The sequence below is a fragment of the Amycolatopsis aidingensis genome (genome assembly GCF_018885265.1).
GTDB classification, from domain to species: domain Bacteria; phylum Actinomycetota; class Actinomycetes; order Mycobacteriales; family Pseudonocardiaceae; genus Amycolatopsis; species Amycolatopsis aidingensis.
The window spans coordinates 852,108-873,357 of the sequence record NZ_CP076538.1 but is presented as its reverse complement, the minus strand read 5'-3'; the positions used below and the strand labels follow the sequence as shown (position 1 = coordinate 873,357).

Below are 21,250 nucleotides of genomic sequence, written 5' to 3'. Positions count from 1 at the left end.
CACTATCTTGAGTGGGGTGAGCCTCACCGAGCATCTGCTGCGCCCCCTGATGTCCGCTTCCGCGCGCCCGCTGATCACGCACTACGACGACGCGGCCGGCAGCCGGATCGAACTGTCCGTGGCCACGCTGGCCAACTGGGCGGCCAAGACGGCCAACTGGCTGGTCGATGAGCTGGACGTGGAGCAGGGAGAAACTGTCGCCGTCCGGTTGCCTGCGCACTGGCAGACCGCGGGGGTGCTGCTCGGCGCCTGGTGGTGTGGCGCGCGGGTGACGGCCGAGGACGCCGACGCGGCGGTGGCGTTCGTCGGGCCCGCCGCGGCACCGAGCGCGGCCAGGGAGACGGCCGTGGTCGCGCTGGACCCGCTCGGCCGCGGCCTTGCCGGACCGCCGACGGAGGGCACCCACGACTACCTGAACGAAGCGCGACTGACCGGGGACGAGTTCTCCCCGATACTGCCCGTTGCCGGGGACACCCCGGCGCTGCTCGACTCCACAGTAGACGAAGTGCTCGCCGAAGCCCGTTCGCGTGCGGGGAAGCTGGGGATCGACGATGGCGCCCGCGTGTTGTCCACGATGGACTGGGAGCTGCCGGGCGGGGTACTGGACGGATTGCTGGCTCCGCTGGCAGCCGGGGCACATCTGGTACAGGTCACCGGCGCGGATCCGGCGAAGCTGGCCGATCGCCGCAGCACCGAGCGTACGACGATCGACCTGCTCGGCTGATCAGGCTGGCTGCGCCTCGGCGTTGCCGACCCGGTGCTTGCGCTTGCTCCAGAACAGCAGGTGGTCCAGGGAAATCCGGCCGCCGTTGAAGCCCAGCGCCAACCCGGCGCCCGCGAGCACCAGCACCAGTTCGTAGCCACCCTGGCCGGTGAGCCCGGCATCCAGGTGCACGCCCAGCGTGGCGCCGATGCCGACCACCGCGTAACCGAGGCCGACCAGCGGCAGGGCGAGCCCGAGGATGAACGCGATCGAGCCGACGACCTCTACCAGGATCGTGAACACTGCGGCCACCGTTGGCAGCGGAATACCCATGCTCTCAAAGCCGCTGGCCGTCGCGCTCACCCCGGAGTCCCACTTCTGCAGCCCGTGGGCGAGGAAGACGATCGCGACGGCGAGGCGGCCGAGCAGGGCCGCGACGTCTTGCAGTCGAGCGAACATTTCCGTACCAGCTCCCCGATGAATTATGTTGAAGTTTCAACTACAATGCCGAAGGTAGTCTCCCCCGGTTAAAGATGGCGTGAATGGGGACAAATCACCAGGGCGGAAAGTATGGTGGCGACCACGGCCGGAGCGAAGGGGAGGCGCATCATGTGGATCTGGATCGCCATCGGCGCGGTGGTGCTGCTGCTGGTGGGCGTCGCGATCGCGACCGACCTGCGCGACCGCAAGCGGGGCGGCACCCGCGGGATCCGGATGACCGGCTGGCTGGAGCGCCGTGGGCGCGGCGAGGTCGGCTCGGCGATCGTCAACTGGAAGACGACGGACTACCGGCCGCACTCGCCGCGGGAGCGGGAAGATCAGTAGTTGACCTTCGAGTCACTCGAAGCCGCAGGCTGGACGGTGTCCAGCCCACCGGCAGAGAGGAGACCTCATGGAGTCAACCGAGTCACCAGCCACGGATGACCCGATCATCGCGGCGATCACCAGGGCCGTCGCCCGCGGCGGCGCCGGCGATCCCGACGGTGCCAGGGATGCGCTGCTGGAGTTGTGGCGCACCACGGTCCGCGCTGGCGATCCGCTACATCTGTGCGCCATGGCACATCACCTTGCCGACCTGCACGAGGACCCGGCCGAGGCGCTGGCCTGGGATATCCGCGCGCTGGACGCGGCCGACCGCCTGACCGACGACCGGGCCCGGCGGCACCACCCGGACCTGCGGGTGCGCGGGTTCTACCCCTCGTTGCACCTCAACCTCGCGGAGAACTACCGCAGGCTGGGTTCCTTCGCCGCGGCGGGCAGGCACCTCGCGGCGGCCGGGAAGTTCCTGGACGCGCTCCCCGCGGACGGCTACGGGGACACCATCCGCGCCGCGCTCACCGAGGTGGGTGCCGCCGTGCGGGCCCGGTCCACCCGGGAGCGCACGGGAACGGCAAAACCACGCGCGTGAGCGGCCAACGCGTGCGCGGGAACGGCAAACACGCGGGTGTGGGCGGCAAACGCGATGGTTACTTCAGCAGCTGGCGGGCCATCACCAGGCGCTGGATCTGGTTGGTGCCCTCGTAGATCTGGGTGATCTTGGCGTCCCGCATCATGCGCTCGACCGGGAAGTCCCTGGTGTAGCCCGCGCCGCCGAACAGCTGCACCGCGTCGGTCGTCACCGACATGGCGATGTCCGAGGCGTAGGACTTCGCGGCCGAGGCCATGAAGGAGGCGCGCTCGTCCCCGCGCTCGGCGGCCGCGGCCGAGGCGTACACCAGGTGCCGGGCGGCCTCGATCTTGGTGCCCATATCGGCGAGCATGAACTGCACGCCCTGGAACTCGCCGATGGCCTTGCCGAACTGCTTGCGCTCCTTGACGTAGGCGATGCTGGCGTCCAGTGCGCCCTGCGCGATGCCCAGCGCCTGCGCGCCGATCGTGGGGCGGGTGTGCTCCAGCGTGCGCAGGGCCGTCTTCAGCCCGGTGCCCGGCTCACCGATGATGCGGTCGGCCGGAATCCGGCAGTCCTCGAAGTGGACCTCCCTGGTCGGGGAGCCCTTGATCCCGAGCTTGCGTTCCTTCGGCCCGACCGAGAAGCCGGGGTCCTCGGCATGCACCACGAAGGCCGAGATGCCATTGGCCTTCTTCTCCGCGTCCGGGTCGGTGACCGCCATCACGGTGTACCAGCTCGACTCGCCCGCATTGGTGATCCAGGCCTTGGTGCCGTTCAGCACCCAGGAGTCGCCGTCCAGCCGGGCACGGGTGCGCATGGCGGCGGTGTCCGAACCGGCCTCCCGCTCGGAAAGGGCGTAGGAGGCCGAGGCCTCGCCTGCCGCGATCGAGGGCAGGACCAGCTTCTTCAGCTCCGGGGACGCGGAAAGCAGGATCGGCTGGGTGCCCAGCTTGTTCACCGCGGGGATGAGCGAGGCCGAGGCGTCCACCCTGGCGACCTCCTCGATCACGATGCAGGCCGCGATCGCGTCGGCGCCCTGGCCCTGGAACTCCTCGGGGATGTGCACCGCGTTGAACCCGGACTTCACCAGGGCGTGATTGGCCTCGGTTGGGTAGCGCTCCTGCTCGTCCACCTCGGCGGCGTAGGGCGCGATCTCCTTCTCGGCGAGGGCGCGCACGGCCGCGCGCAGTTCCTCGTGCTCCTCGGCAAGCTGGTACAGCCCGGCGCCGTCAGTCACCCGCGTCACCTTTCTCGCGCATGGATCTCCCCCGCCGATGTTAGCGGCCGTTTACTCGGACGTCCTCAGATCCCGCCTGTGTTCTTCCCCGCACCACTCACCGCAGGCGGGAGCGGAGGGTGGCGTCCTTGTCCAGGACCAACTGGGCAAGTTCGGACTGGAACTCGGCCATCCGGGTGCGCAAGGTCTCGTCGGCCGCCGCGAGGATGCGCACGGCGAGCAGGCCCGCGTTGCGCGCGCCGCCGACCGACACGGTGGCCACCGGCACCCCGGCAGGCATCTGCACGATGGACAACAGCGAGTCCAGCCCATCCAGATGCTTCAGCGGCACCGGCACCCCGATCACCGGCAGCACGGTGGCGGAGGCCACCATCCCTGGCAGGTGCGCGGCCCCGCCGGCACCCGCGATGATCACCCGGATCCCCCGCCCCGCGGCCGAGGCGGCGTAGTCCAGCATCCGCTGCGGGGTGCGGTGTGCCGAGTAGACGCCGACCTCGTAAGGCACCTCGAACTCCTCGAGCGCCTTCCCCGCGGCCTCCAGCACCGGCCAGTCCGAGTCGCTGCCCATGATCACGCCGACCACCGGCGCGCCCTGCTCGCTCATCCGCACCCTTCCGCAGTAGTCCTCAGTGGATCTGGTAACCGTCCAGCCATTCCGCATGGGACAGCCAGTGCGCGGCCAGCCGGGCCCGCTCGCGCAGCTCCGCCATCCGCTCCCCGGTCAGGTTCACGTGCCCGAGCTTGCGGCCCGGCCGCTCCGCCTTCCCGTAGGAGTGCACCCGCGCCTCCGGGAACCGGGCGAACAGGTGGTGCAGCCGCTCGTCCGGCCCCATTTTCGGCGCGGCGGGCGCACCGAGCACATTGGCCATCACGCAGGCGGGCGCGATCGGGTCGGTCAGGCCGAGCGGGTAGTCCAGCACCGCCCGCAGGTGCTGTTCGAACTGCGAGGTCCTTGCCCCGTCCATGGTCCAGTGCCCGGAGTTGTGCGGGCGCATCGCCAGCTCGTTGACCAGCAGGCCGTCCGCGGTCTCGAACAGCTCCACCGCGAGCACCCCGACCACGTCCAGCTCGGCCGCCACCCGCAGGGCCAGCTCCTGGGCCCGCTGCTGGCCCTCGGGGTCCAGCCCGGGGGCGGGCGCGAGCACCTCGGTGTTGATCCCGTCGGACTGCACGGTCTCCACCACGGGCCAGGCCGCGCCCTGACCGAACGGCGAGCGGGCCACCAGCGCAGCCAGCTCGCGCCGCATGTCCACTTTGGCCTCGACCAGCAGGGGTGTTCCGGCCTCGAGCAGTTCGGCGACCAGCTCCCCGGCCTGCCGCTCGGAGTCCAGCAGCCACACGCCACGGCCGTCGTAGCCGCCGCGGGCCGCCTTCAGCACCACCGGCCAGCCGTGTGCCGCCCCGAACTTCAGCGCGTCGTCCACGGCGGACACCGGCTCGAACGCGGGCCCCGGGATGCCCAGCCCGGCAAGGCGTTCCCGCATCACCAGCTTGTCCTGCGCATGCCGCAGCGCGGCTGGCCCCGGCCGGACGAGCACTCCCTCGGCGGCCAGCGTGCGCAGGTGCTCCCCCGGCACCTGCTCATGGTCGAAGGTGAGCACGTCGACACCGCCTGCGAAGGAACGCAGCGCCTCGAGATCGGTGTGCAGGCCCTGCACCACCTCGCCGGCAACCAGTCCCGCCGAGTCGTTCTCGCCAGCGGCGAGTACCCGCAACGACTGGCCGAGGGAGATCGCGGCCTGATGCGTCATCCTGGCCAGCTGGCCGCCGCCAACCATGCCGACCACGGGAAGCCCGGTTCGTGTGTCCATAGCGTGTTCAGAGTAAGGCTCTGTCCCGGCGCCGCTCGCGGGCGGCCAGGCCGACTATGCCGAGCACCACTGCCAGCACGTAGGCGTTACCGAGCACAAAGGCCACCGGACCCCAGCCGAACTCGGCCCCGCCGCCGTTCGGCACGAACATCAGCACCGCGCTGGCGAAGAAGGCGGTGACCGCCAGCGCCCACCAGGTGCGGCCGCGGGTCAGCAGCAGCACGATCAGCGGCACCGCCCAGACCCAATGGTGCGACCAGGAAACCGGCGAGGCCAGCAGCGCGTAGCACGCCGTCACCAGCAACGCCGCCAGTGACTCCCCGCGCCGGTGCAGCCGTACCACCAGCCAGATCGCGGGCACGGCGAGCAGGGCCGCGATCCCGATCGCCACGGCGAGCGACCACGGCGCCACCTCGGTGGCCCTGCTGACCATTCCGTTCAGCGACTGGTTGAAGATCCAGTGCACCGCGCCGACCCGCTCAGGGTCGCTGGCCGCCTCGGCCCAGTACCGGCCGGCGTCCCCTGGCATGAGCAGGAACATCAGCCCCTGCAGGCCGGCGAAGGTGACCAGGCCGCGCAGCGCCGCCCGCCACCTTCCGGTGACCAGCAGATGCGGCAGGAAGATCAGCGGGGTCAGCTTCACCGCGGCGGCCACCCCGATCAGCACCCCCGACCACCGCGACCCCCGTGCGCCGAGCACCAGCACGTCCAGCACGACCAGCGCCATCAGGATCAGGTTGACCTGGCCGAGGAACAGGGTCTTCCACACCGGCTCCAGTGCCAGCGCGAGCAGGCTCAACCCGGCCACCACGAACGCGCCCGGCAGCCGCCGGGTGCCGGTCCGCAGGCAGGTCCGGACCACGATGGCCAGCGCGAGCACCGAGGCCGTGGTGACCAGGCCCCAGCTCAGGCCGGCAGGCAACGCGGCGAGCGGCACGAACAGCAGCGCGGCGGCGGGCGGATAGGTGAACGGCAACGACACCCAGGACGGCAGGGTGGTCAGCCGCTCCGCGATGTACAGCGGGTCACCGTGCAGGAAGGTGAGCGCCCCGGCCCGGTAGACCTCGGCGTCCGCGCCCAGCCGCCACCCGGCCAGCCAGGCGAGGATCCCGGCTCCCAGCGCGGCCACCGCCAGCATGCCGACGGACACCCTGCCGCGGGTCAGCCCGCCCGGCCAGGGCTCAGCGGGCGGGCGTCGGGTCGACATGCTCTTCGGGGTGGTTCTCGACCTCCGGCGGCCCGGACATCCGCCCGCGCGCCCGCCTGCGCCGCCACAGGTGCCTGCCGGCCAGCGCGGCGATCAGCACCAGCGGCACCAGGATGTAGGCGTTGCCGAGCACGTTCTGCCAGAACTGCCAGTGCAGCTCGATATTGCGCCCGTTCGGCAGCACCAGCAGCACGCAGCTGATGAACACCGCGATCACCCCGCCCGCGGCGAGCCAGCGCTTCCACGCCGTCGCGGGGGTGGTCTCCGGCAGCCGGGACACCAGCAGCACGATCAACGGCACCGCCCACACCCAGTGGTGCGACCAGGAAACCGGCGAGGCCAGCAGTACGTAGAACGCCGTCACCAGCAAGGCGGCCAGCGACTGGCCGCGCCGGTGGAACCGCAACATCAGCCAGACCGCCGGGCCCGCCAGCAGCACCCCGATGCCGATCGCGGCCGTGGAGGCCCAGGGCGCGAGGTCGGTCACCCGGTTCAGCAGGCCGTTCAACGACTGGTTGCCAGCCCAGTGGATCGGGCCGATCCGCCCGGTGTCGAACAGGGTGTGCGTCCAGAACCGGGTGGCGTCCCCCGGCACCAGCGCGAACATCAGGGCCTGCAGGCCGAAGAAGGTGCCGAGCGCGCGCAGCGCGTCCCGCCACCGCCCGGTGAACAGCAGGTGCGCGATGAACACCGCAGGGGTCAGCTTCACCGCGGTGGCCACGCCGACCAGCACCCCGCCCCAGCGGGAGCCCCGTGCGCTGAGCACCAGCACGTCCAGCATCACCAGCGCCATCAGGATGAGGTTGATCTGGCCGAGGAACAGGGTGCGCCACACCGGTTCCAGCCCGAGGAACACCAGCGAGAAGATCAACGTCGCCCTGGCTGGCGAGGCCCAGCGCGGCAGGTCACCGGTGAGCCGGGGCAGCGCGCCGATCGCCACCCTGATCACCAGCGCCATCGCCAGGATCGAGACCGCCGCGATCACGCCCCAGGCGACCTGGATCGGCAGCACGGCCAGCGGCACGAACAGCAGCGCGGCGGTCGGCGGGTAGGTGAACGGCAGCAGCGCCCACCACGGCTCCGGGCTCAGCGTGTTGGCCTCGTACAGCGGGTCGCCGTGCAGCAGGGTCAGCGCGCCCGCGCGGTACACCGCGCTGTCCACCCCGAGCCGCCAGTCCAGCAACCAGCCGAGCACACCGGTGATGACGGCAAGTAACGGAACGGCCACGAGCAGCACCATGGACCGGGGCCGCATGGACAGCCGTCCGAGCGAGGCACGCAGCGCAAGACCAGGCTGCGCGGACCGGGCGGTTAGCTTGCTCACCGCATCAGGAAATCACGAAACAACATCATTGGTGGCACTTGCCCCCGGCTCCGCTCCCCTACAGGCGTGCGAGCAGGTCACATGCCGCCTCGTGGGTCGCGGGCAGCCGGACCGCGCTGATCCGCGGCCTGCCGACCTCGCGCAGTTGCCGGTCGATGGCCAGCCGCTCGGTCAGCTCCCGGCGTAGCGACACCGCCCTGGCCGCGACGCCCTCCTCCCGCGGGACCAGCGCGGCCACCGTGGACGGCCCGATGGCGGCCAGGCTCTCCCCGCCGTCGAAACACAGCCGCAGCGCGTCCGCGGCCAGGATCATCCCGGTCAGCCGGGACCAGCCTGCCGCCTCGCCGAAATCCATGTGCACCACCAGCAGCACGAAGCCCTCGGCCGGGGTGCCGCCGTCCTTGGCGGCCTGCCGGTACAGCTCGGCCATCCGGGTACGCAGGTAGGCGGCGGTCGGCAGGCCGGTGAGCGCGTCGGTCACCTCGGCCGCGGTGAGCTGTTCGAAGACCACGTCGGCCCACGCCACCGCGGTCACCCTGAGTAGCCGAGCCGGGGTAGCGTCCACGTCCGGCGCAACGAACCCGTCCCCCGAGTCGGGGTGCTCGAGTACCGCGTGCAGGGCGGCCAGATCGACCAGCGTCTCGGCAAGGCCGGTGCCCGCCTTGGCCCGCGCCCTGCCGAGCGCGGCGAGCGCGTCCTCCGGAGCGCCGCCTGCCAGCACGGCGGCGCAGACGGTCTCGACCTCGGGCAGGGCCCAGTCACTCGGGGTGTGCCAGCCGGCGGCCAGGCTGGCCGTGCGCCAGCGAGCGCGCAGTGCGCGCAGCGAACTGTCCCGCCGCGCCCGGTTCAGGGCGATTCGCCCAGCTCCCGCGTGCTCGCCGTCCCCGCCGCTCGCCGCGCCGGTAGCCGGAACCTCCACGAACGACCGCCCTTTCCGGTGTCACCTTCGCCGACCCTTCGAACCGAGGGACGGCAGTGATCGCAAGTCGTGACGGGATATTCCCAAGGGATGGGTGAACCGGTTGCGCCCTCCGGGGTATCCGGGGGCCCGCGAGGTGACGTTGCTCTCAGTGTCCGTCACACTGGTCGCTGCGCGAAGTCGGGGTAGGAGTGGCGGCCGCGTGGTGCCGAGGCTGCCCTGCCCCTAGACAGGAGGAGTCCGTGTCCACCGTTCCCGCCGATCTGAGCGGCCACAGCGACGCCGAGCTGATCGCCTCGGTGCGCGGCGGGGAGCTGGCGGCGTACGGGACACTGTACGAGCGTCATGTCTCGGCCGCGTACAACCTCGCCCGGCAGCTGGCCAGGTCCGCCGCGGAGGCCGACGACCTGGTGTCCGACGCCTTCTCCAAGGTGCTGGAGACGCTGCGGGCCGGGAAGGGGCCGGACACCGCCTTCCGCGCCTACCTGCTCACCGCGCTGCGGCACACCGCCTACGACAAGACCCGCAAGGACCGCAGGGTCGACCTGAACGAGGACATGTCCGAGGTCGGCGGTTCCGCCGCGGCCGAGGCGCTGACCGTGCCGTTCTCCGACACCGCGCTGGCCGGGCTGGAGCGCACCCTGGCCGCCAAGGCCTTCGCCCGGCTGCCGGAGCGCTGGCAGGCCGTGCTCTGGCACACCGAGATCGAGCAGCAGTCCCCGGCCGAGGTGGCGCCGCTGCTCGGGCTGACCGCCAACGGCGTGTCCGCCCTCGCCTATCGCGCGCGCGAGGGGCTGCGCCAGGCCTACCTGCAGGTCCACCTTGCCGAGACCACCGCGGCCCGCTGCCGGGCCACCGCGGACCGGCTCGGCGCCTGGACGAGGGACGGGCTCTCGAAGCGGGAACGTGCGCAGGTCGAGACGCATCTGGACGAGTGCGACCAGTGCCGCACCCTGGCCGCCGAACTGGCCGATGTGAACGGTGCGCTGCGCTCCGTGGTCGCCCCGCTGGTGCTGGGCGGCGCGGTGCTCGGCTACCTCAGCCTCACCGGCGCGGCCAAGGCCTCGGCGGCCACCGCGGCCGCGGCGGGTGCCGCCGCTGCCGGGGCCGGTGCCGCGGGTGGTTCCGGTGGCGCGGGTGCCGCCGCCGGGGCAGCGGCCGCAGGACCACGCCAGTTCCTCGGGGTCGCGGCCTCCGGGGTCGCCCTGGCCGCGGCGGTGGCCCTCGGGCTCGCCGCCGGTGGCGGGGACCAGGAGATCCCGGCCGCCGCGCAGCAGCCCACCGCGCAGGCGCCCGCCCCGGAGGAGCCGGAGCAGCAGCCACCGCCACCTCCGGAGCCGGAGGTTCCCCCGGCACCCGAGGACGAGCCGCCCCAGCCGGACCCGCCGCCCGAGGACGAGCCGGTACCGCCCCCTGCCGAGCCGGCGCCTTCCCCGGTGCCACCGCCCTCGGCTCCGACCACGACGACACCACCCCCGGAGTCGCCGGCACCCGAACCGCCCTCGCTGACCGCGCAGCCCTCGGGCTCGGATATCGAGCTGAGCCCAGGTGAAACGACCGAGCTGCCGATCACCGTGCGCAACGAAGGGGGCAGCACCTCGGAACCGATCAGCGCCACCCTGTCCCTGCCTCCGGGTGTGCACGCGGTGGACGCGGCCAGGGGCGCAGGCGGTGGCGGTGGCGCACCGCGCCTGCTCGAAGGACCCGCCCTCCGCCAGCCCGGCGGCGACCCCGGCACCGTGCCCTGCCCCGGCAGCGACGGCACCCGCACGGTCACCTGCAGCACCGAGGAGGGGCTGGAGCCCGGCGAGTCGGTGGTGCTGCTGTTCCGGCTGGTCGCGACCGAGGACGCCAAGCCGGGAGCGGTGTCCGGAACCGTGAGTGCGGGAACCGAGCTGAGCGTGTCGGTGCAGGTACGGGTGACGGTCCCGCAGGATGCGGTCGACCTCGCGGTGCGGCCGGTGTGGAACCCGCTGTTCCCCTGGCTCCGGCACCCTGTGCTGGACATCGAGGTGACCAACAAGGGGCCTGCCGCCAGGCCGGTGACCATCGAGGTGGACCGGCCGGGCCACCTGCTGCTCGGCGGCTGGCGGGTGGACTGCGACCGCGGCGGGAGCGGGATGACCTGCACCAGCCACGGCGAGCTCGAGCCAGGGCAGCGGCTGAGCATCTGGGTCGGCCTCGACCGCAGGCCGACCACCGAGCACCAGGACAGGGTGACCGTGACGGCCATCCTGGGCTCGGCAACGGCTTCGAAGTCGGTGCAGATCGGCTGCTGGGGCCTGCCCTGCCACTGGCCGGGCCGCCAGCCGGTGAGCGCGGAGGAGCCGACGACCGGTCCCCCTTCCGGCACCGGCCCCACCGGCACCCCCGGTCCCACCAGCGCACCCGGCCCCACCGGGACGCCCGGACCCACCGGACCGGGAACCGGGCCGACCGGCACCCCGGGCACCGGGCCGGGCACCACCCGGCCGCCGAGCAGCACCAAGACCCCGGAGCGCACCCCGGCACCGCCCACCACGGCACCGTCGGATTCGAGCAGCAGCGCACCGGACCGGCCGGGACCGCCGGGACCGCCGGGACGATCTGGCAAGCCGGTGCTGCCGTGGCTGCCCTGGCTGTGGTGACCAGTAGACTGCCGGGGTGACCCGCACCGGAACCCTGCGTGACCTGCTGGTCAAGCATCGGGAACTGATGCGGTTCGCGACCGTCGGCGGGATCTGCTTCCTGATCACCATCGCGGTGAACTACGCGCTCAAGTTCACCGTGCTCACCGGCAACCCGCTCACCGCATTCGGCATCGCCGTGCTGGTGGCCACCATCGTGTCCTACGTGCTGAACCGGGAGTGGTCCTTCCGCACCCGCGGCGGCCGGGAGAACCACCATGAGGCCGCACTGTTCTTCCTGTTCAGCGGGATCGCGATGGGGCTGAACACGCTGCCGCTCGCGGTGTCGAGGTATGTGCTGCAGTTGCAGCGGCCGCAGGTCGGGCTGCTCACCCAGGAGATCGCCGACTTCGTCAGCTCGATCATCCTCGGCACCCTGGTGGCCATGGCCTTCCGCTGGTGGGCCTTCAAGCGCTGGGTGTTCCCGCAGGCCGGGGCGCGGCCCCGGGCCGGAAGCGGGGACCAAACTCTGCCTCAAGCGCGACAGGACCGCGCCGCCTGAGGCGTTACCGGTACGTACACTGCGCGCGTGACCGTCGTCGAGTCCGTGCTGTCCAGGGTGCCGGAGCCGCTACGCTCCGTGCTGATCAAGCATCGCGAGCTGCTCAAGTTCGGCATCGTCGGCGGCACGACCTTCATCGTGGACAACGGGGTCTGGTTCCTGCTCAAGCTCACCGTGCTGGAACCGAAACCGACCACGGCCAAGGCGATCGCCATCATCGTCGCCATGATCGTCAACTACATCCTGAACCGGGAGTGGTCCTTCCGCACCCGCGGCGGCCGGGAGAGCCACCACGAGGCCGCACTGTTCTTCCTGTTCAGCGGCGTGGCGATGATGATCAACCTGATCCCGGTCTACGTCTCCCGCTACGTGCTCGACCTGGAGGTGCCGCACGTCTCCCGGCTGGCGCAGGAGGCGGCCGACTTCGCCAGTGGCTCGATCCTGGGCATGCTGCTGGCGATGGGGTTCAAGTTCTGGGCGTTCAAGAAGTGGGTCTTCCCGGACGAGCTCGGCGAGCGCCGCCGGGCGGGCGGCGACTCCGAAGAGGATGAGCCAGGGGACGGCATCGGCAACGTCCGCAGGCTGCGCTGACTAGCGGGGTACCCGCTCGGTTGGCCAGCGGACCTCGGCGACGTCCCCGGGTTTCGGCACCCGCAGGAACAGGGTGAAGGTGGCTGGCCGCTTCACCGAGAGTTCCAGCCTGCCGCCGTCCGCATCGGCCAGCGCCCTGGCCAGCGCCAGGCCCACCCCGGTGGAGCCGCCGCCGGAGAAGCCCCGCTCGAAGATATGCGCGGCGAGCTCGTCCGGTACCCCGGCGCCGGTATCGCTCACCTCGACCACCACGGTGCCCTCGGCGTCCCCGCGGCGCCCGGTCAGGGTGACCGTGCCCTCGCCGTGCCGCACCGCGTTGTCCAGCAACACCCCGATGATCTCGCGCAGCCTGCCGGGAGTGGCCCGTGCCATCAGCCCGTCGGCCACCCGCACCCGCAGCGCGCGGCCCGCGGGGCGCAGCAGCGGGCGCCACTCCTCGGCCACCTCGGGCAGCATGACGGGTAGCTGCACCGGTTCCGCGCCGACCTCGCTGGCCGCACGGGCGGCGGCCAGCAGCTCGTCCAGCGCCTCGGCCAGCCGGTCGGCCTGCTCCAGCGCGGCCCGCGCGTCCTCGGCGACCTCGGTGTCCTGGTGCGTTGCCAGGGTGTCCAGCCGCAGTTGCAGCGCGGTGAGCCTGCTGCGCAGCTGATGCGAGACGTCCCCGACCAGCTGCCGCTCCCGCTGCACCAGCTGGGCCAGCGCGGAGCTGGAGGCGTCCAGTGCCTCGGCCACCATGTCCAGTTCGCCGATGTCGTAGCGCCGCTGGTCCGGCCGGAAGTCGCCGCCGCCGAGCCGGGCCGCCCGCTCGGCGACATGCCGCAGCGGCTTGGCCAGCCTGCGCGCGGTCACCGTGGCCACCACCGTTCCGGTGCCGACCGAGGCCAGCACCAGCAGCACCACGATCAGCACGACCTGGGTCTGGGTGGTCTGCAGCGGCCCGGCCGGGACGATCAGCTCGACGCTACCGCCCTGGGCGATCGGCACCTGCTCGGCGACCACCTCCGACCCGGGATCGTCCCCGAGCCGCCGCTCCACCATCCCCGGCTGGCGCAGCACCAGCAGTCCGTTCTCCGGGATACCCGCCCGCAGGTCACCGACGTCCACCTGCTGCCGGTTGGCGATCTGGCTGTCCACGATGGCCGCGATCTGCTGCGCCCGCGCGAGCAGGTCCTCCCTGGTGAGGTTGTCCACCAGCACCCAGGCGGTCACGCCGAGCGGGATGCCGAGCGCGGCACCGGTGACCGCGACCGCGAGCAGGATGGCCAGCAGGATACGTCGGCGCACGGGCGATCACTCGGTGTTGAACCGGAACCCGACGCCCCGCACGGTGGCGATCCGGCGCTGCTCCTCGTGCGCCCGCACCGGCCTGCTGGGGTCCGGGGCCGCGGCGACGGCCAGCTTGCGGCGCAGCCAGGACATGTGCATGTCCAGCGTTTTCGAGGTTTTGGACTCCAGGTCGTTCCACACCTCGGCGAGGATCTCGTCCCGGCTCACCACCTGGCCTGCCCGGCTCATCAGCACCCGCAGCAGCTCGAACTCCTTGTTCGCCAGCTGCACCTCGCGTCCGTCCACGGTGACCAGCCGGGCACCGAGGTCCATCCGCACCCCGGCCGCCTCCAGCGCGTCCGGTACCCGCCTGCGCAGCAGGGCCCGGATCCGGGCCAGCAGCTCGGCCAGCCGGAACGGCTTGGCCACGTAGTCGTCGGCGCCCGCGTCCAGGCCGACCACGAAGTCCACCTCGTCGGTGCGCGCGGTCAGCATCAGCACCGGCAACTCGGTGCCGCCTGCCCGCAGCCTGCGGCACACCTCGAGGCCGTCCATCCCCGGCAGGCCGAGATCCAGTACCAGCAGGTCCACCCGCCGCTGCTCGGTGACGGTCAGCACGGCGGGTCCCTCCACCACGACCTCGACCTCGTAGCCCTCCCGCTGCAGCGCCCGGGACAGCGGTTCGGCGATCGACGGATCGTCCTCGGCAAGTAACACCATGCTCACCTGGCCAACTCTACGACCGCCGGGCGTGAAACGATCGTCATCGTGTCCCGCTACACCGACGACCTGGTCCTGGCAAGACAGCTGGCCGACGCCGCCGACGAGATCACCGTTGCCCGGTTCCGTGCCCGGGATCTGGCGGTGCGCAGCAAACCGGACCGCACCCCGGTCACCGACGCGGACACCGCCGTTGAGGACGCTATTCGGGCCCGGCTGGGCAATGCGCGGCCAGCCGACGCGGTCGCCGGTGAGGAGCGGGGCGGGGCGGCCAGGGACACCGGCCGGGTGTGGGTGCTGGACCCGATCGACGGCACCAAGAACTTCCTCCGCGGATTACCCGTTTGGGCGACCCTGATCGCATTGGTGGCGGACGGCGAGCCGGTGGTCGGCGTGATCAGCGCCCCGCTGCTCGGCCGCCGCTGGTGGGCGGCGGCCGGGGCGGGCGCCTGGCTGGCCGATGCGGCCGGGGAGCACCGGCTGACGGTGTCCGGGGTATCCGAGCTGGCCGATGCGTACCTGTCCACAACGGACCTCGGCTCCTGGGTGGAGCACCACTCGCGGGAGTCCTACCTCACGCTGGCCGACGCCTGCTGGGAGAACCGCGCGTTCGGCGACTTCTGGTCACACTGCCTGGTGGCCGAGGGCGCCATGGACCTCGCGGTCGAGGCCGTGGTGAACCCGTGGGACGTGGCCGCGGTGCGGGTGCTGGTGACCGAGGCGGGCGGCCGGTTCAGCGACCTCGACGGCAACCCCGGGATCGGCGGCGGTTCCGCGCTTTCCACCAACGGGCTGCTGCACGAGGCCGCCCTCAGGCTGCTGCGTCATGGCAGGACGCCGACCGCACCGCGGGCCACCTGAGCCCAGGTCAGCCTTCCGAACAGGTAGTGGCAGGCGACCTGCTCGTTGCTGAACCGGGCCCAGTCGTAGCGGTTGCCCTGCTCGCGCCAGAACACCTCCCAGGCCACTCCCTCCTCCGGGTCCTCGGCGCGCAGCAGGCACCAGGTGTTGTCCGCCTCGGCGCCGATGGAGATCACCTCGTGCGGCACGCCGACCGCCTCCAGCCAGCGCAGGATCGACTCGCTGTTCATGCCCGCTCCTCGGTACCGGTCTCGAAGGTCACGTCGGCGAGATACCCGAGCACGACCAGTTCCGCCGCCGAGTACACCGCCCGGTAGCGCGGGCCGCCACCGTCCTGGCCGAACCAGGGCGCCGACTCGGCCAGCCACATCGGCAGCTCGCGCCGCACCCGGTAGCGGCGGTACCCGGCGCGCAGCCTGCTCGGCGGCAGCGAGCGCGCCGCGAAGGGGGTGCCATCCGCGGCGAACACCCTTCCCGTGGCGCCGCCGAACCGGTCCAGCAGGGTGCCCTCGGCCAGCAGCACCGGCTCGCCCGGCTCCCGGCCGCCCTCCGGATACAGCTCGCCGGGTGGCCAGGCGTACTCCGGCGCCCGCTCGTCGGCGTGCACGAGGTAGCGGCGGTTGAACTCCCGTTCGGACAGCCCGCCCAGCGGGTCGTACCCCTCGGTCAGCCGCTCCGGTGGGTCCGGCAGCACCTCGGCCGGGGGCGGCGCGGGTAGCCGCCTGCCCGCGCGCAGCGCCTCGAGCAGCTCGGCCGGGTCGATCAGGTCCGAGCGGGGGTGGTCATGCGGCGGGAACCGCAGGCCCGCCGCGTAGTCCACCTCCGCGGGCGGCGCGGGCAGCTGCCGTGCGGGCCGGTCGGAGGCGATCGGCAGGTGGCCGATCGGGAACATGTGCACCGCGAACAGCGCGACCACGCTCTCCCGTTCCTGCCGCGCCGCGCCGAGCGAGAGCGGGGCCTGTGGCCGCAGCCCGTGCTGCGGCTGCTGCCCATGCTGCGGGGGCTGCCCGGCTGGTGGGGGTGCGGCCGGCGGCTGCGCGCGGAACGGCGGTGGCGGGTAGTGCCCGGCCTGCGGCCTTGCCGGGGCGAAGTGCGCGTGGTGCGCCGGATACGCCCCGCCGGGGGGCGGGGCGTATCCGGCGGGTGGTGCTGCCGGTGCCGGTCCGGGTGGCGGCGCGGCGGGTGGCTGCTGCGGGACGGCCGGTGCCGCTGGCGGCGGCCCGGCGGCGTACCCCGCCGCCGTGGTGCCGGAGGGTGGTGTCTGCGCGGCGATCCCGAAACTGGGCGTGCGGGTCAGCGCGATCCCGCTGGGCGGGGTGGGGGCTTCGGGGACACCGCGAGCCTCGGCCAGACCGCCGGAGCCCGGCCGCGCCGCCGTGACCTCCGGCCCGATCCGGACCGGACCGGTGCCGCCGTCCTCCACCCGCTGCACCCCCGGCGAGTCATCAACGACCCCACCCGCAGCGGACTCGGGGGCGAGGGTGGCGGCCAGGCCGGTGGTCAGTGCGGTCAGGTTGGCCGCGGTCGCGCGCAACGTGGTGTCCACCCCGAGCAGCGCCTGCGGATGTCCGGCCGCGGCGGCACTCTGCGCGGCGTCCCGGTCCTTGGCCGCCGCGGTGAGCTGGCGCACGATCTCCACTTTGGCCGCTCCCACCTGGTCCGCTGCATGTTCCAGCCGGTCGGCGGCCTGCCCGGCACCCAGCGCGGTGACCGTCAGCCGCCCCTGGTCCGGGTGCACGAACCCGGACCAGTACTCCCGTGCCGCCTCGCCCGCCGGTCCGGACAGCTGCTCCAGCGCCGCCCCGGCGGCCGCGTCGGCGGCAGCGGCCAGCTCGTCCAGCTGCCGCTGGGCCGTGCGCCAGGCCGCCGCCTGCGCGCGCAGCGCGTCCTCGTCCGCTTCCGGCCAGCTCACCCCGGTGGCGGCCGCGATCCCGGCCAGCTCGGCGGGAAGCTCGATACCCATCGTCGGCCTCCCTAGTCCGGTGTGCCCGCGTCGCGCACCCGGTCCGCGGCCTCGGCATCGCCTGCCCGGTAGGCCGCCGCGGCCTCGGTCAGCCGCCGGTGCAGCTCGCCGATCCGTTCGGGCAGCGCCCGCAACCGTTCCCGCGTCTGTTCAGCCGGGACCTCGTGCGCCGCGGCGAAGCTCCGCCCGACCGCGTCGGTGCCCCAGGCCGCGCCGGTGGCGGCGAGCGCCCGGTCCAGTTCGGCCGCGATCCCGGCAGCGCGCTCGGCCAGCTCGCCGAGCTCGGCCGCCTTCGCGTCCAGCCGGTCGGTGTCGACCGCGAAACCGTGCTCCCCGCTCATCACGCCCTGTCCACCCAACTCTTGTGCTCGAAGCTCTCCTCCTCGGCCTCGGCAGGGACGTCCGGGGCGAACACACCCAGGTCGGCGGTACCGAGCAGGAGGGCCTGCGGGTCGGTCTCCCGTGGCAGCGCGGGGCTGAGCACCTGCCCGGCCCCCGCCAGCGCCTTGATGGTGGCCGCCTGGGTGACCCGCACGATCTCCTCGGCGAGCTCGGCTGGCCGGTACCGCTGGTAGGCCTCCGCGGCGAGCTCCAGCCCGGTCAGCGTGCCGCGCGCCCCGACCGTCGCGGTGACCAGCCCGTCCCCGGTGCTCACCGACTCGGTGATCGCGGCGAGCTCACGCTGGACCGCAAGCAGGTGTTCCCTGCTGCGCCGGTAGTCGGCGAGCAGTTCCTCCACCTGCGCGCGATGATCCGTCACGGCGCCCTCCCGGCCTGCGGCTACAGCACTCGGTGACCCTCAGACGTGCTCCGCCCGCCCCTGGTTCCATTGCCACGAACGTGTCCCATGATCTCGTGGAGTGTGATGCCCAGTACTTTACGTAACCGGCTTGAGGGGAGCATGACGGACAACGGAGCGGGGTTCGGCGTCGACCTGTCTGGGTGGCATGGCCACCGTGCCACCGGAGTTCCACGGCGAGAGCGGTTCGGTGGCGCAGGCGTACGACCAGCTGCACGGCGTGCTCGAGTCGACAAGGACCAGCCTGGACGAGACGGCGACCGCCCTGCACAAGGCGGTGACGCTGTACGCGGAGAACGACCGGGCCGGCGGCGACAAGCTGAACACGCTAATCGAAGACCACGGCATGCCCAAGCCGGAGCTGACGCCATGAGCTACGAGCAGCTGATGCAGCAAGCCGCGGACATCGAAGAGAGCGCGGCCGAGGCGGAGTATCGCCAGCTGGCCGGCATGGCCGGTCGTGGAGCCACCGTCATCGACTACGAGGAGATCAAGCGCAGGTACCAGGGCTGTGCCCAGCCCTTGTTCGAGCCGTTCACCCGGATGCCCGACCCGGCCTCCTACGACGGCGCAATCGAAGATCTGCGTGCCGCCATGGAGGAACTGTCGAATGGTCCCCACCTCACAGATCCGATCAACGGGGCGGCGATCGACGGGAACCGGAACCTCACGGCGGTCGGGGACGCGGCCGACGAGCTGAATGACTGGACCGGCATAGCCGCGTCCAATTTCAAGCGCAACTTTCTCACCCCGTTCCCGGTTGTCGCGGGCAACCAGTTCCTCATCCTCGGCATCATGAAAGGCGCCGTCGAGGCGGACAAAGCGGTCTGGGAAGCGGCCCGAGAAGACATCGACAAGATCGCACGGGCAACCCTCGACGCCCTGGAGAACCTTGGTGGCTGCGGCAAGAATGGGTTCGAGTTCGCGCTGGCGGTGGCCACCGCGGTGGCGTCGGTCTTGGGCATACCGTTCACGGGAGGCGCCTCGGCCGTGGTCGCGGGAGTGGGGGCGGCCGCGAATACGGCAGGTGCCGTTGTCAAGGGCGCGGAAATGGTGAAGGGCGGCGGCGGGTCGGCGGAGCAGATCGTGGGCTCGATGCAGACCGCGATCGAGAAGCTCACCGGCCAGATCCGCGAGAAGCAGGGGCAGATCGCCAAGACACTGAGCGGCTACGCGGGCGAAATCGACCAGCACAAGATGACCAAGCCCTCGGCCTTCTTCTCGCCGCGGCCGAAACTCGCCGATATGCGAGGCAGCGAGCTGACCGGCGAAAAGGGCGTCGGGGAACCCGAGTAGGGGGCGAGCACAGTGGGTGAGCTGGCCGAGCGGCTGGACAATATCCGGGTGCGGGTGAGCGCTCCGGGCACGGATATCGAGGCCGAACTGCGCAACCGCACCGAGTTCACGCTTTCGTTCGGGGAGAGCGTGTACGAGTTCATCGACGAGCGTGCCCTGGAACGGGCACTGGCGAGCCTCGCCCGCCTGCTGTACGCGGGCTGGCAACGGCAGTACCGGGAGGCGATCAGCGACACGGCGTTGAACATCGATCCGGAGGACCAGCACGACCTCGACTTCCGGGACGAGTCCCGCGCGGCGAGTCCAGCGATGGCCGAGTCACGTTGTCGGCGATCGGTATGGACGAGTTCACCGCACGAATCAAACCAGGATCCCTGCGCGAGTTGCGCGAAACCGAGTTCGCCGCGCGGGCCTCCGAGGCCGCTGCCCGGCTGCTCGAGGACTACCAGAAGCAGATGGACGAGCTGAAGCTGAGGTACTACGGATGATCGGTCGTACGCTCCGGACCGTCGGCTTTGCACTGGCGGGGCTCGGGTTGTTAGCGGCGTGTGACTCCTCCGACCGGCCCCGCGAACTGTCCATGGATGACGTGAAACCCTGCGAGCTCATCTCCGGCTACGACCTCCAACGGCTCCAGGTCAAGGCCGCACCAGAACCACTATCCAGCCCCGGAGGGCTGGACGAAGAAGGTGCGGCCTGCCGGTATCGTCCCTTACTCATCAGCTCGTCACTATCAGCAAGGTGATGAATCACGGGATGGACCGGTGGACCAGTGGCTCCTTCAACGGCGCGACGTTCGAAGAGGTCGCTCCAGTACACGGGTTTCCCACGATCAAGGTGGGACGTGAGCGCGAACGCAGCGGGCCGAATACTGGGTGCACGCTCTATATCGATGTCGCCGACGACCAGTCGTTGCGAGTGGAGGTCGGCGAGAACTACTCCGAGGAGCAACCGGTCACGTGTGACACCGCGCGTCAGTTCGCCGACGCGGCGATGAAGACGCTCGTCGGTACCGGCTGACCGAAGACCACCGGACCGGCCGTGCTCACCCGGCCAGCGCGCGCACCACCCTGGACGGGCTGGGCCTGCCGAGGCGTTCGGCCATCCAGGCGCTGGTGGCCACCAGCGCGTCCAGCTCGGCGCCGTGCTCGATGCCGAGGCCGTCCAGCATCCACACCAGGTCCTCGGTGGCCAGGTTGCCGGTGGCCGACTCCGCGTACGGGCAGCCGCCCAGCCCACCGGCGGAAGAATCCACAGTGGACACACCGCGGCGGAGGGCGGCGTAGGTGTTGGCCAGCGCCTGACCGTAGGTGTCGTGGAAATGCACAGCGAGCCGGTCCACCCCCACCCCGGCCGCACCGAAGGCGTCCAGTACCGCGTCCACCTGACCGGGGGTGGCCACCCCAATGGTGTCGCCGAGCGAGAGCTGCCCGCAGCCGAGGTCGAGCAGCCGCCTGCCGGCGCGGGCCACCTGCGCGGCGGGTACCGCGCCCTCCCAGGGGTCGCCGAAGCACATGGAAAGGTAGCCGCGCACCGCGAGCCCCTCGGCGCGGGCCCGGGACACCACCGGCTCGAACATGGCGAACTGGCTGTCCAGCCCGGAGTTCAGGTTGCGCTTGGCGAAGGTCTCGGTGGCGCTGGCGAACACCGCGATCTCGGTCACCCCGGCGGCCAGCGCGCGGTCCAGGCCGCGTTCGTTGGGCACCAGCACCGGGTAACGCACCCCCTCGTGGCGGTGCAGCCCGGCCAGCAGCTCCTCGGCGTCGGCGAGCTGCGGCACCCACTTCGGGTGCACGAAGCTGGTGGCCTCCAGCACCGGCAACCCCGCGCGGGCCAGCCGGTCAAGGAACTCCAGTTTCACCTCGACCGGGACGGACTCGCTCTCGTTCTGCAGCCCGTCCCGCGGGCCGACCTCCCAGATCGTCACCCGTTCCGGCAGCGTCCCCGGCGCGGCCGGAACCCGCGCGGGCAGCCCGAGCTCCCGTGCCCCCATCT

The 21,250-nt window shown here is 71.9% G+C and carries 25 protein-coding genes; 11 read left to right on the top strand and 14 right to left on the bottom strand.

What is annotated here, in order from left to right:
• Nucleotides 1-16 precede the first annotated feature (16 nt).
• Nucleotides 17-724 carry a TIGR03089 family protein gene (locus KOI47_RS04290; RefSeq protein ID WP_216214160.1) on the top strand — a complete coding sequence of 236 codons (708 nt, stop codon included), beginning with the start codon at nucleotides 17-19 and terminating at the stop codon, nucleotides 722-724.
• Here the strand turns inward: KOI47_RS04290 and KOI47_RS04285 are convergent, their stop codons facing one another.
• Nucleotides 725-1,162, bottom strand: a complete 438-nt coding sequence (locus tag KOI47_RS04285; RefSeq protein WP_216214159.1) for a DoxX family protein — start codon at nucleotides 1,160-1,162, stop codon at nucleotides 725-727.
• A gap of 150 nt (nucleotides 1,163-1,312) precedes the next feature.
• Between KOI47_RS04285 and KOI47_RS04280 the strand changes: the two genes are divergently transcribed.
• Together KOI47_RS04280 and KOI47_RS04275 are read left to right on the top strand one after the other, a co-directional pair.
• Entirely contained in the window at nucleotides 1,313-1,528 is a 216-nt protein-coding gene (locus KOI47_RS04280) for a hypothetical protein (protein WP_216214158.1), read from the top strand.
• A 67-nt stretch (nucleotides 1,529-1,595) separates the two neighbouring features.
• Complete coding sequence (locus tag KOI47_RS04275) at nucleotides 1,596-2,111, top strand: hypothetical protein (RefSeq protein ID WP_216214157.1); 516 nt, start codon at nucleotides 1,596-1,598, stop codon at nucleotides 2,109-2,111.
• Between the two features lie 58 nt (nucleotides 2,112-2,169).
• Here KOI47_RS04275 and KOI47_RS04270 read toward each other — a convergent pair whose 3' ends face one another.
• From KOI47_RS04270 to KOI47_RS04245, 6 genes are all read right to left on the bottom strand, one after another.
• Nucleotides 2,170-3,339: an acyl-CoA dehydrogenase family protein gene (locus KOI47_RS04270; RefSeq protein WP_216214156.1), complete on the bottom strand. Its 1,170-nt coding sequence runs from the start codon at nucleotides 3,337-3,339 to the stop codon at nucleotides 2,170-2,172.
• Nucleotides 3,340-3,427: 88 nt separating this feature from the next.
• Nucleotides 3,428-3,934 (bottom strand): 5-(carboxyamino)imidazole ribonucleotide mutase, encoded by a 507-nt coding sequence (purE, locus tag KOI47_RS04265; RefSeq protein ID WP_216214154.1) that lies wholly within the window; start codon nucleotides 3,932-3,934, stop codon nucleotides 3,428-3,430.
• 22 nt (nucleotides 3,935-3,956) lie between these two features.
• The gene (locus KOI47_RS04260; protein WP_216214153.1) at nucleotides 3,957-5,141 is read right to left on the bottom strand and encodes a 5-(carboxyamino)imidazole ribonucleotide synthase; all 1,185 of its coding nucleotides are present in this window, start codon (nucleotides 5,139-5,141) and stop codon (nucleotides 3,957-3,959) included.
• A gap of 7 nt (nucleotides 5,142-5,148) precedes the next feature.
• Nucleotides 5,149-6,348: a glycosyltransferase 87 family protein gene (locus KOI47_RS04255; protein ID WP_216214152.1), complete on the bottom strand. Its 1,200-nt coding sequence runs from the start codon at nucleotides 6,346-6,348 to the stop codon at nucleotides 5,149-5,151.
• On the bottom strand, nucleotides 6,323-7,603 hold the full coding sequence (locus KOI47_RS04250; RefSeq protein WP_216217079.1) for a glycosyltransferase 87 family protein: 1,281 nt from the start codon (nucleotides 7,601-7,603) through the stop codon (nucleotides 6,323-6,325). Before KOI47_RS04250 ends, KOI47_RS04255 begins: the two co-directional genes overlap by 26 nt.
• Before the next feature lie 127 nt (nucleotides 7,604-7,730).
• Nucleotides 7,731-8,591, bottom strand: a complete 861-nt coding sequence (locus KOI47_RS04245) for a GGDEF domain-containing protein (protein WP_232376533.1) — start codon at nucleotides 8,589-8,591, stop codon at nucleotides 7,731-7,733.
• 242 nt (nucleotides 8,592-8,833) lie between these two features.
• Here KOI47_RS04245 and KOI47_RS04240 point away from each other — a divergent pair, with 242 nt between their 5' ends.
• From KOI47_RS04240 to KOI47_RS04230, 3 genes are all read left to right on the top strand, one after another.
• On the top strand, nucleotides 8,834-11,218 hold the full coding sequence (locus tag KOI47_RS04240; protein ID WP_216214151.1) for a sigma-70 family RNA polymerase sigma factor: 2,385 nt from the start codon (nucleotides 8,834-8,836) through the stop codon (nucleotides 11,216-11,218).
• Between the two features lie 67 nt (nucleotides 11,219-11,285).
• Nucleotides 11,286-11,759, top strand: a complete 474-nt coding sequence (locus tag KOI47_RS04235) for a GtrA family protein (RefSeq protein WP_216217077.1) — start codon at nucleotides 11,286-11,288, stop codon at nucleotides 11,757-11,759.
• A 27-nt stretch (nucleotides 11,760-11,786) separates the two neighbouring features.
• Nucleotides 11,787-12,350, top strand: a complete 564-nt coding sequence (locus KOI47_RS04230) for a GtrA family protein (protein WP_216214150.1) — start codon at nucleotides 11,787-11,789, stop codon at nucleotides 12,348-12,350.
• Here KOI47_RS04230 and KOI47_RS04225 read toward each other — a convergent pair whose 3' ends face one another.
• Together KOI47_RS04225 and KOI47_RS04220 are read right to left on the bottom strand one after the other, a co-directional pair.
• Nucleotides 12,351-13,634 carry an ATP-binding protein gene (locus KOI47_RS04225; RefSeq protein WP_216214149.1) on the bottom strand — a complete coding sequence of 428 codons (1,284 nt, stop codon included), beginning with the start codon at nucleotides 13,632-13,634 and terminating at the stop codon, nucleotides 12,351-12,353. It lies immediately after the preceding gene.
• A 6-nt stretch (nucleotides 13,635-13,640) separates the two neighbouring features.
• Nucleotides 13,641-14,336, bottom strand: a complete 696-nt coding sequence (locus tag KOI47_RS04220) for a response regulator transcription factor (RefSeq protein ID WP_216217076.1) — start codon at nucleotides 14,334-14,336, stop codon at nucleotides 13,641-13,643.
• 48 nt (nucleotides 14,337-14,384) lie between these two features.
• On the opposite strand from KOI47_RS04220, the gene hisN reads away from it, so the two are divergent.
• Nucleotides 14,385-15,197, top strand: a complete 813-nt coding sequence (gene hisN, locus KOI47_RS04215; protein ID WP_216214148.1) for a histidinol-phosphatase — start codon at nucleotides 14,385-14,387, stop codon at nucleotides 15,195-15,197.
• Here hisN and KOI47_RS04210 read toward each other — a convergent pair.
• From KOI47_RS04210 to KOI47_RS04195, 4 genes are read right to left on the bottom strand one after another with little or no spacing between them, the layout of a single operon-like run.
• Entirely contained in the window at nucleotides 15,161-15,427 is a 267-nt protein-coding gene (locus KOI47_RS04210) for a hypothetical protein (RefSeq protein WP_216214147.1), read from the bottom strand. The genes hisN and KOI47_RS04210 overlap by 37 nt on opposite strands.
• A complete protein-coding gene (locus tag KOI47_RS04205; RefSeq protein ID WP_216214146.1) occupies nucleotides 15,424-17,160 on the bottom strand; it encodes a TNT domain-containing protein in 1,737 nt (578 codons plus the stop codon). The genes KOI47_RS04210 and KOI47_RS04205 overlap by 4 nt, the downstream gene beginning before the upstream one ends.
• Nucleotides 17,161-17,171: 11 nt before the next feature.
• The gene (locus KOI47_RS04200; protein WP_216214142.1) at nucleotides 17,172-17,501 is read right to left on the bottom strand and encodes a type VII secretion target; all 330 of its coding nucleotides are present in this window, start codon (nucleotides 17,499-17,501) and stop codon (nucleotides 17,172-17,174) included.
• Entirely contained in the window at nucleotides 17,501-17,920 is a 420-nt protein-coding gene (locus tag KOI47_RS04195; protein WP_216214140.1) for a YbaB/EbfC family nucleoid-associated protein, read from the bottom strand. The genes KOI47_RS04200 and KOI47_RS04195 overlap by 1 nt, the downstream gene beginning before the upstream one ends.
• A 187-nt stretch (nucleotides 17,921-18,107) precedes the next feature.
• Here KOI47_RS04195 and KOI47_RS04190 point away from each other — a divergent pair, with 187 nt between their 5' ends.
• The 4 genes from KOI47_RS04190 to KOI47_RS04175 all read left to right on the top strand — a co-directional run bounded on the left by KOI47_RS04190 (nucleotide 18,108) and on the right by KOI47_RS04175 (nucleotide 20,275).
• Nucleotides 18,108-18,332: a hypothetical protein gene (locus KOI47_RS04190; RefSeq protein WP_216214138.1), complete on the top strand. Its 225-nt coding sequence runs from the start codon at nucleotides 18,108-18,110 to the stop codon at nucleotides 18,330-18,332.
• The gene (locus KOI47_RS04185) at nucleotides 18,329-19,255 is read left to right on the top strand and encodes a hypothetical protein (RefSeq protein WP_216214137.1); all 927 of its coding nucleotides are present in this window, start codon (nucleotides 18,329-18,331) and stop codon (nucleotides 19,253-19,255) included. The genes KOI47_RS04190 and KOI47_RS04185 overlap by 4 nt, the downstream gene beginning before the upstream one ends.
• A gap of 12 nt (nucleotides 19,256-19,267) precedes the next feature.
• Nucleotides 19,268-19,723, top strand: a complete 456-nt coding sequence (locus KOI47_RS04180) for a hypothetical protein (RefSeq protein WP_232376532.1) — start codon at nucleotides 19,268-19,270, stop codon at nucleotides 19,721-19,723.
• Between the two features lie 288 nt (nucleotides 19,724-20,011).
• Nucleotides 20,012-20,275: a DUF3558 domain-containing protein gene (locus tag KOI47_RS04175; RefSeq protein ID WP_216214134.1), complete on the top strand. Its 264-nt coding sequence runs from the start codon at nucleotides 20,012-20,014 to the stop codon at nucleotides 20,273-20,275.
• Nucleotides 20,276-20,300: 25 nt separating this feature from the next.
• Here the strand turns inward: KOI47_RS04175 and KOI47_RS04170 are convergent, their stop codons facing one another.
• Nucleotides 20,301-21,248 (bottom strand): hydroxymethylglutaryl-CoA lyase, encoded by a 948-nt coding sequence (locus KOI47_RS04170; RefSeq protein WP_216214133.1) that lies wholly within the window; start codon nucleotides 21,246-21,248, stop codon nucleotides 20,301-20,303.
• Between the last annotated feature and the right edge of the window lie 2 nt (nucleotides 21,249-21,250).

Bases quoted from the DNA above. Each gene is read 5' to 3' on its own strand.
- KOI47_RS04170 (WP_216214133.1), bottom strand. From the start codon at position 21,248: ATGGGGGCACGGGAGCTCGGGCTGCCCGCGCGGGTTCCGGCCGCGCCG.
- KOI47_RS04200 (WP_216214142.1), bottom strand. From the start codon at position 17,501: ATGAGCGGGGAGCACGGTTTCGCGGTCGACACCGACCGGCTGGACGCG.
- KOI47_RS04260 (WP_216214153.1), bottom strand. From the start codon at position 5,141: ATGGACACACGAACCGGGCTTCCCGTGGTCGGCATGGTTGGCGGCGGC.
- KOI47_RS04250 (WP_216217079.1), bottom strand. From the start codon at position 7,603: ATGCGGCCCCGGTCCATGGTGCTGCTCGTGGCCGTTCCGTTACTTGCC.
- KOI47_RS04205 (WP_216214146.1), bottom strand. From the start codon at position 17,160: ATGGGTATCGAGCTTCCCGCCGAGCTGGCCGGGATCGCGGCCGCCACC.
- KOI47_RS04255 (WP_216214152.1), bottom strand. From the start codon at position 6,348: ATGTCGACCCGACGCCCGCCCGCTGAGCCCTGGCCGGGCGGGCTGACC.
- KOI47_RS04275 (WP_216214157.1), top strand. From the start codon at position 1,596: ATGGAGTCAACCGAGTCACCAGCCACGGATGACCCGATCATCGCGGCG.
- KOI47_RS04175 (WP_216214134.1), top strand. From the start codon at position 20,012: ATGGACCGGTGGACCAGTGGCTCCTTCAACGGCGCGACGTTCGAAGAG.
- KOI47_RS04210 (WP_216214147.1), bottom strand. From the start codon at position 15,427: ATGAACAGCGAGTCGATCCTGCGCTGGCTGGAGGCGGTCGGCGTGCCG.
- KOI47_RS04185 (WP_216214137.1), top strand. From the start codon at position 18,329: ATGAGCTACGAGCAGCTGATGCAGCAAGCCGCGGACATCGAAGAGAGC.
- purE (WP_216214154.1), bottom strand. From the start codon at position 3,934: ATGAGCGAGCAGGGCGCGCCGGTGGTCGGCGTGATCATGGGCAGCGAC.
- KOI47_RS04285 (WP_216214159.1), bottom strand. From the start codon at position 1,162: ATGTTCGCTCGACTGCAAGACGTCGCGGCCCTGCTCGGCCGCCTCGCC.
- KOI47_RS04190 (WP_216214138.1), top strand. From the start codon at position 18,108: ATGGCCACCGTGCCACCGGAGTTCCACGGCGAGAGCGGTTCGGTGGCG.
- KOI47_RS04280 (WP_216214158.1), top strand. From the start codon at position 1,313: ATGTGGATCTGGATCGCCATCGGCGCGGTGGTGCTGCTGCTGGTGGGC.
- KOI47_RS04220 (WP_216217076.1), bottom strand. From the start codon at position 14,336: ATGGTGTTACTTGCCGAGGACGATCCGTCGATCGCCGAACCGCTGTCC.
- KOI47_RS04235 (WP_216217077.1), top strand. From the start codon at position 11,286: ATGCGGTTCGCGACCGTCGGCGGGATCTGCTTCCTGATCACCATCGCG.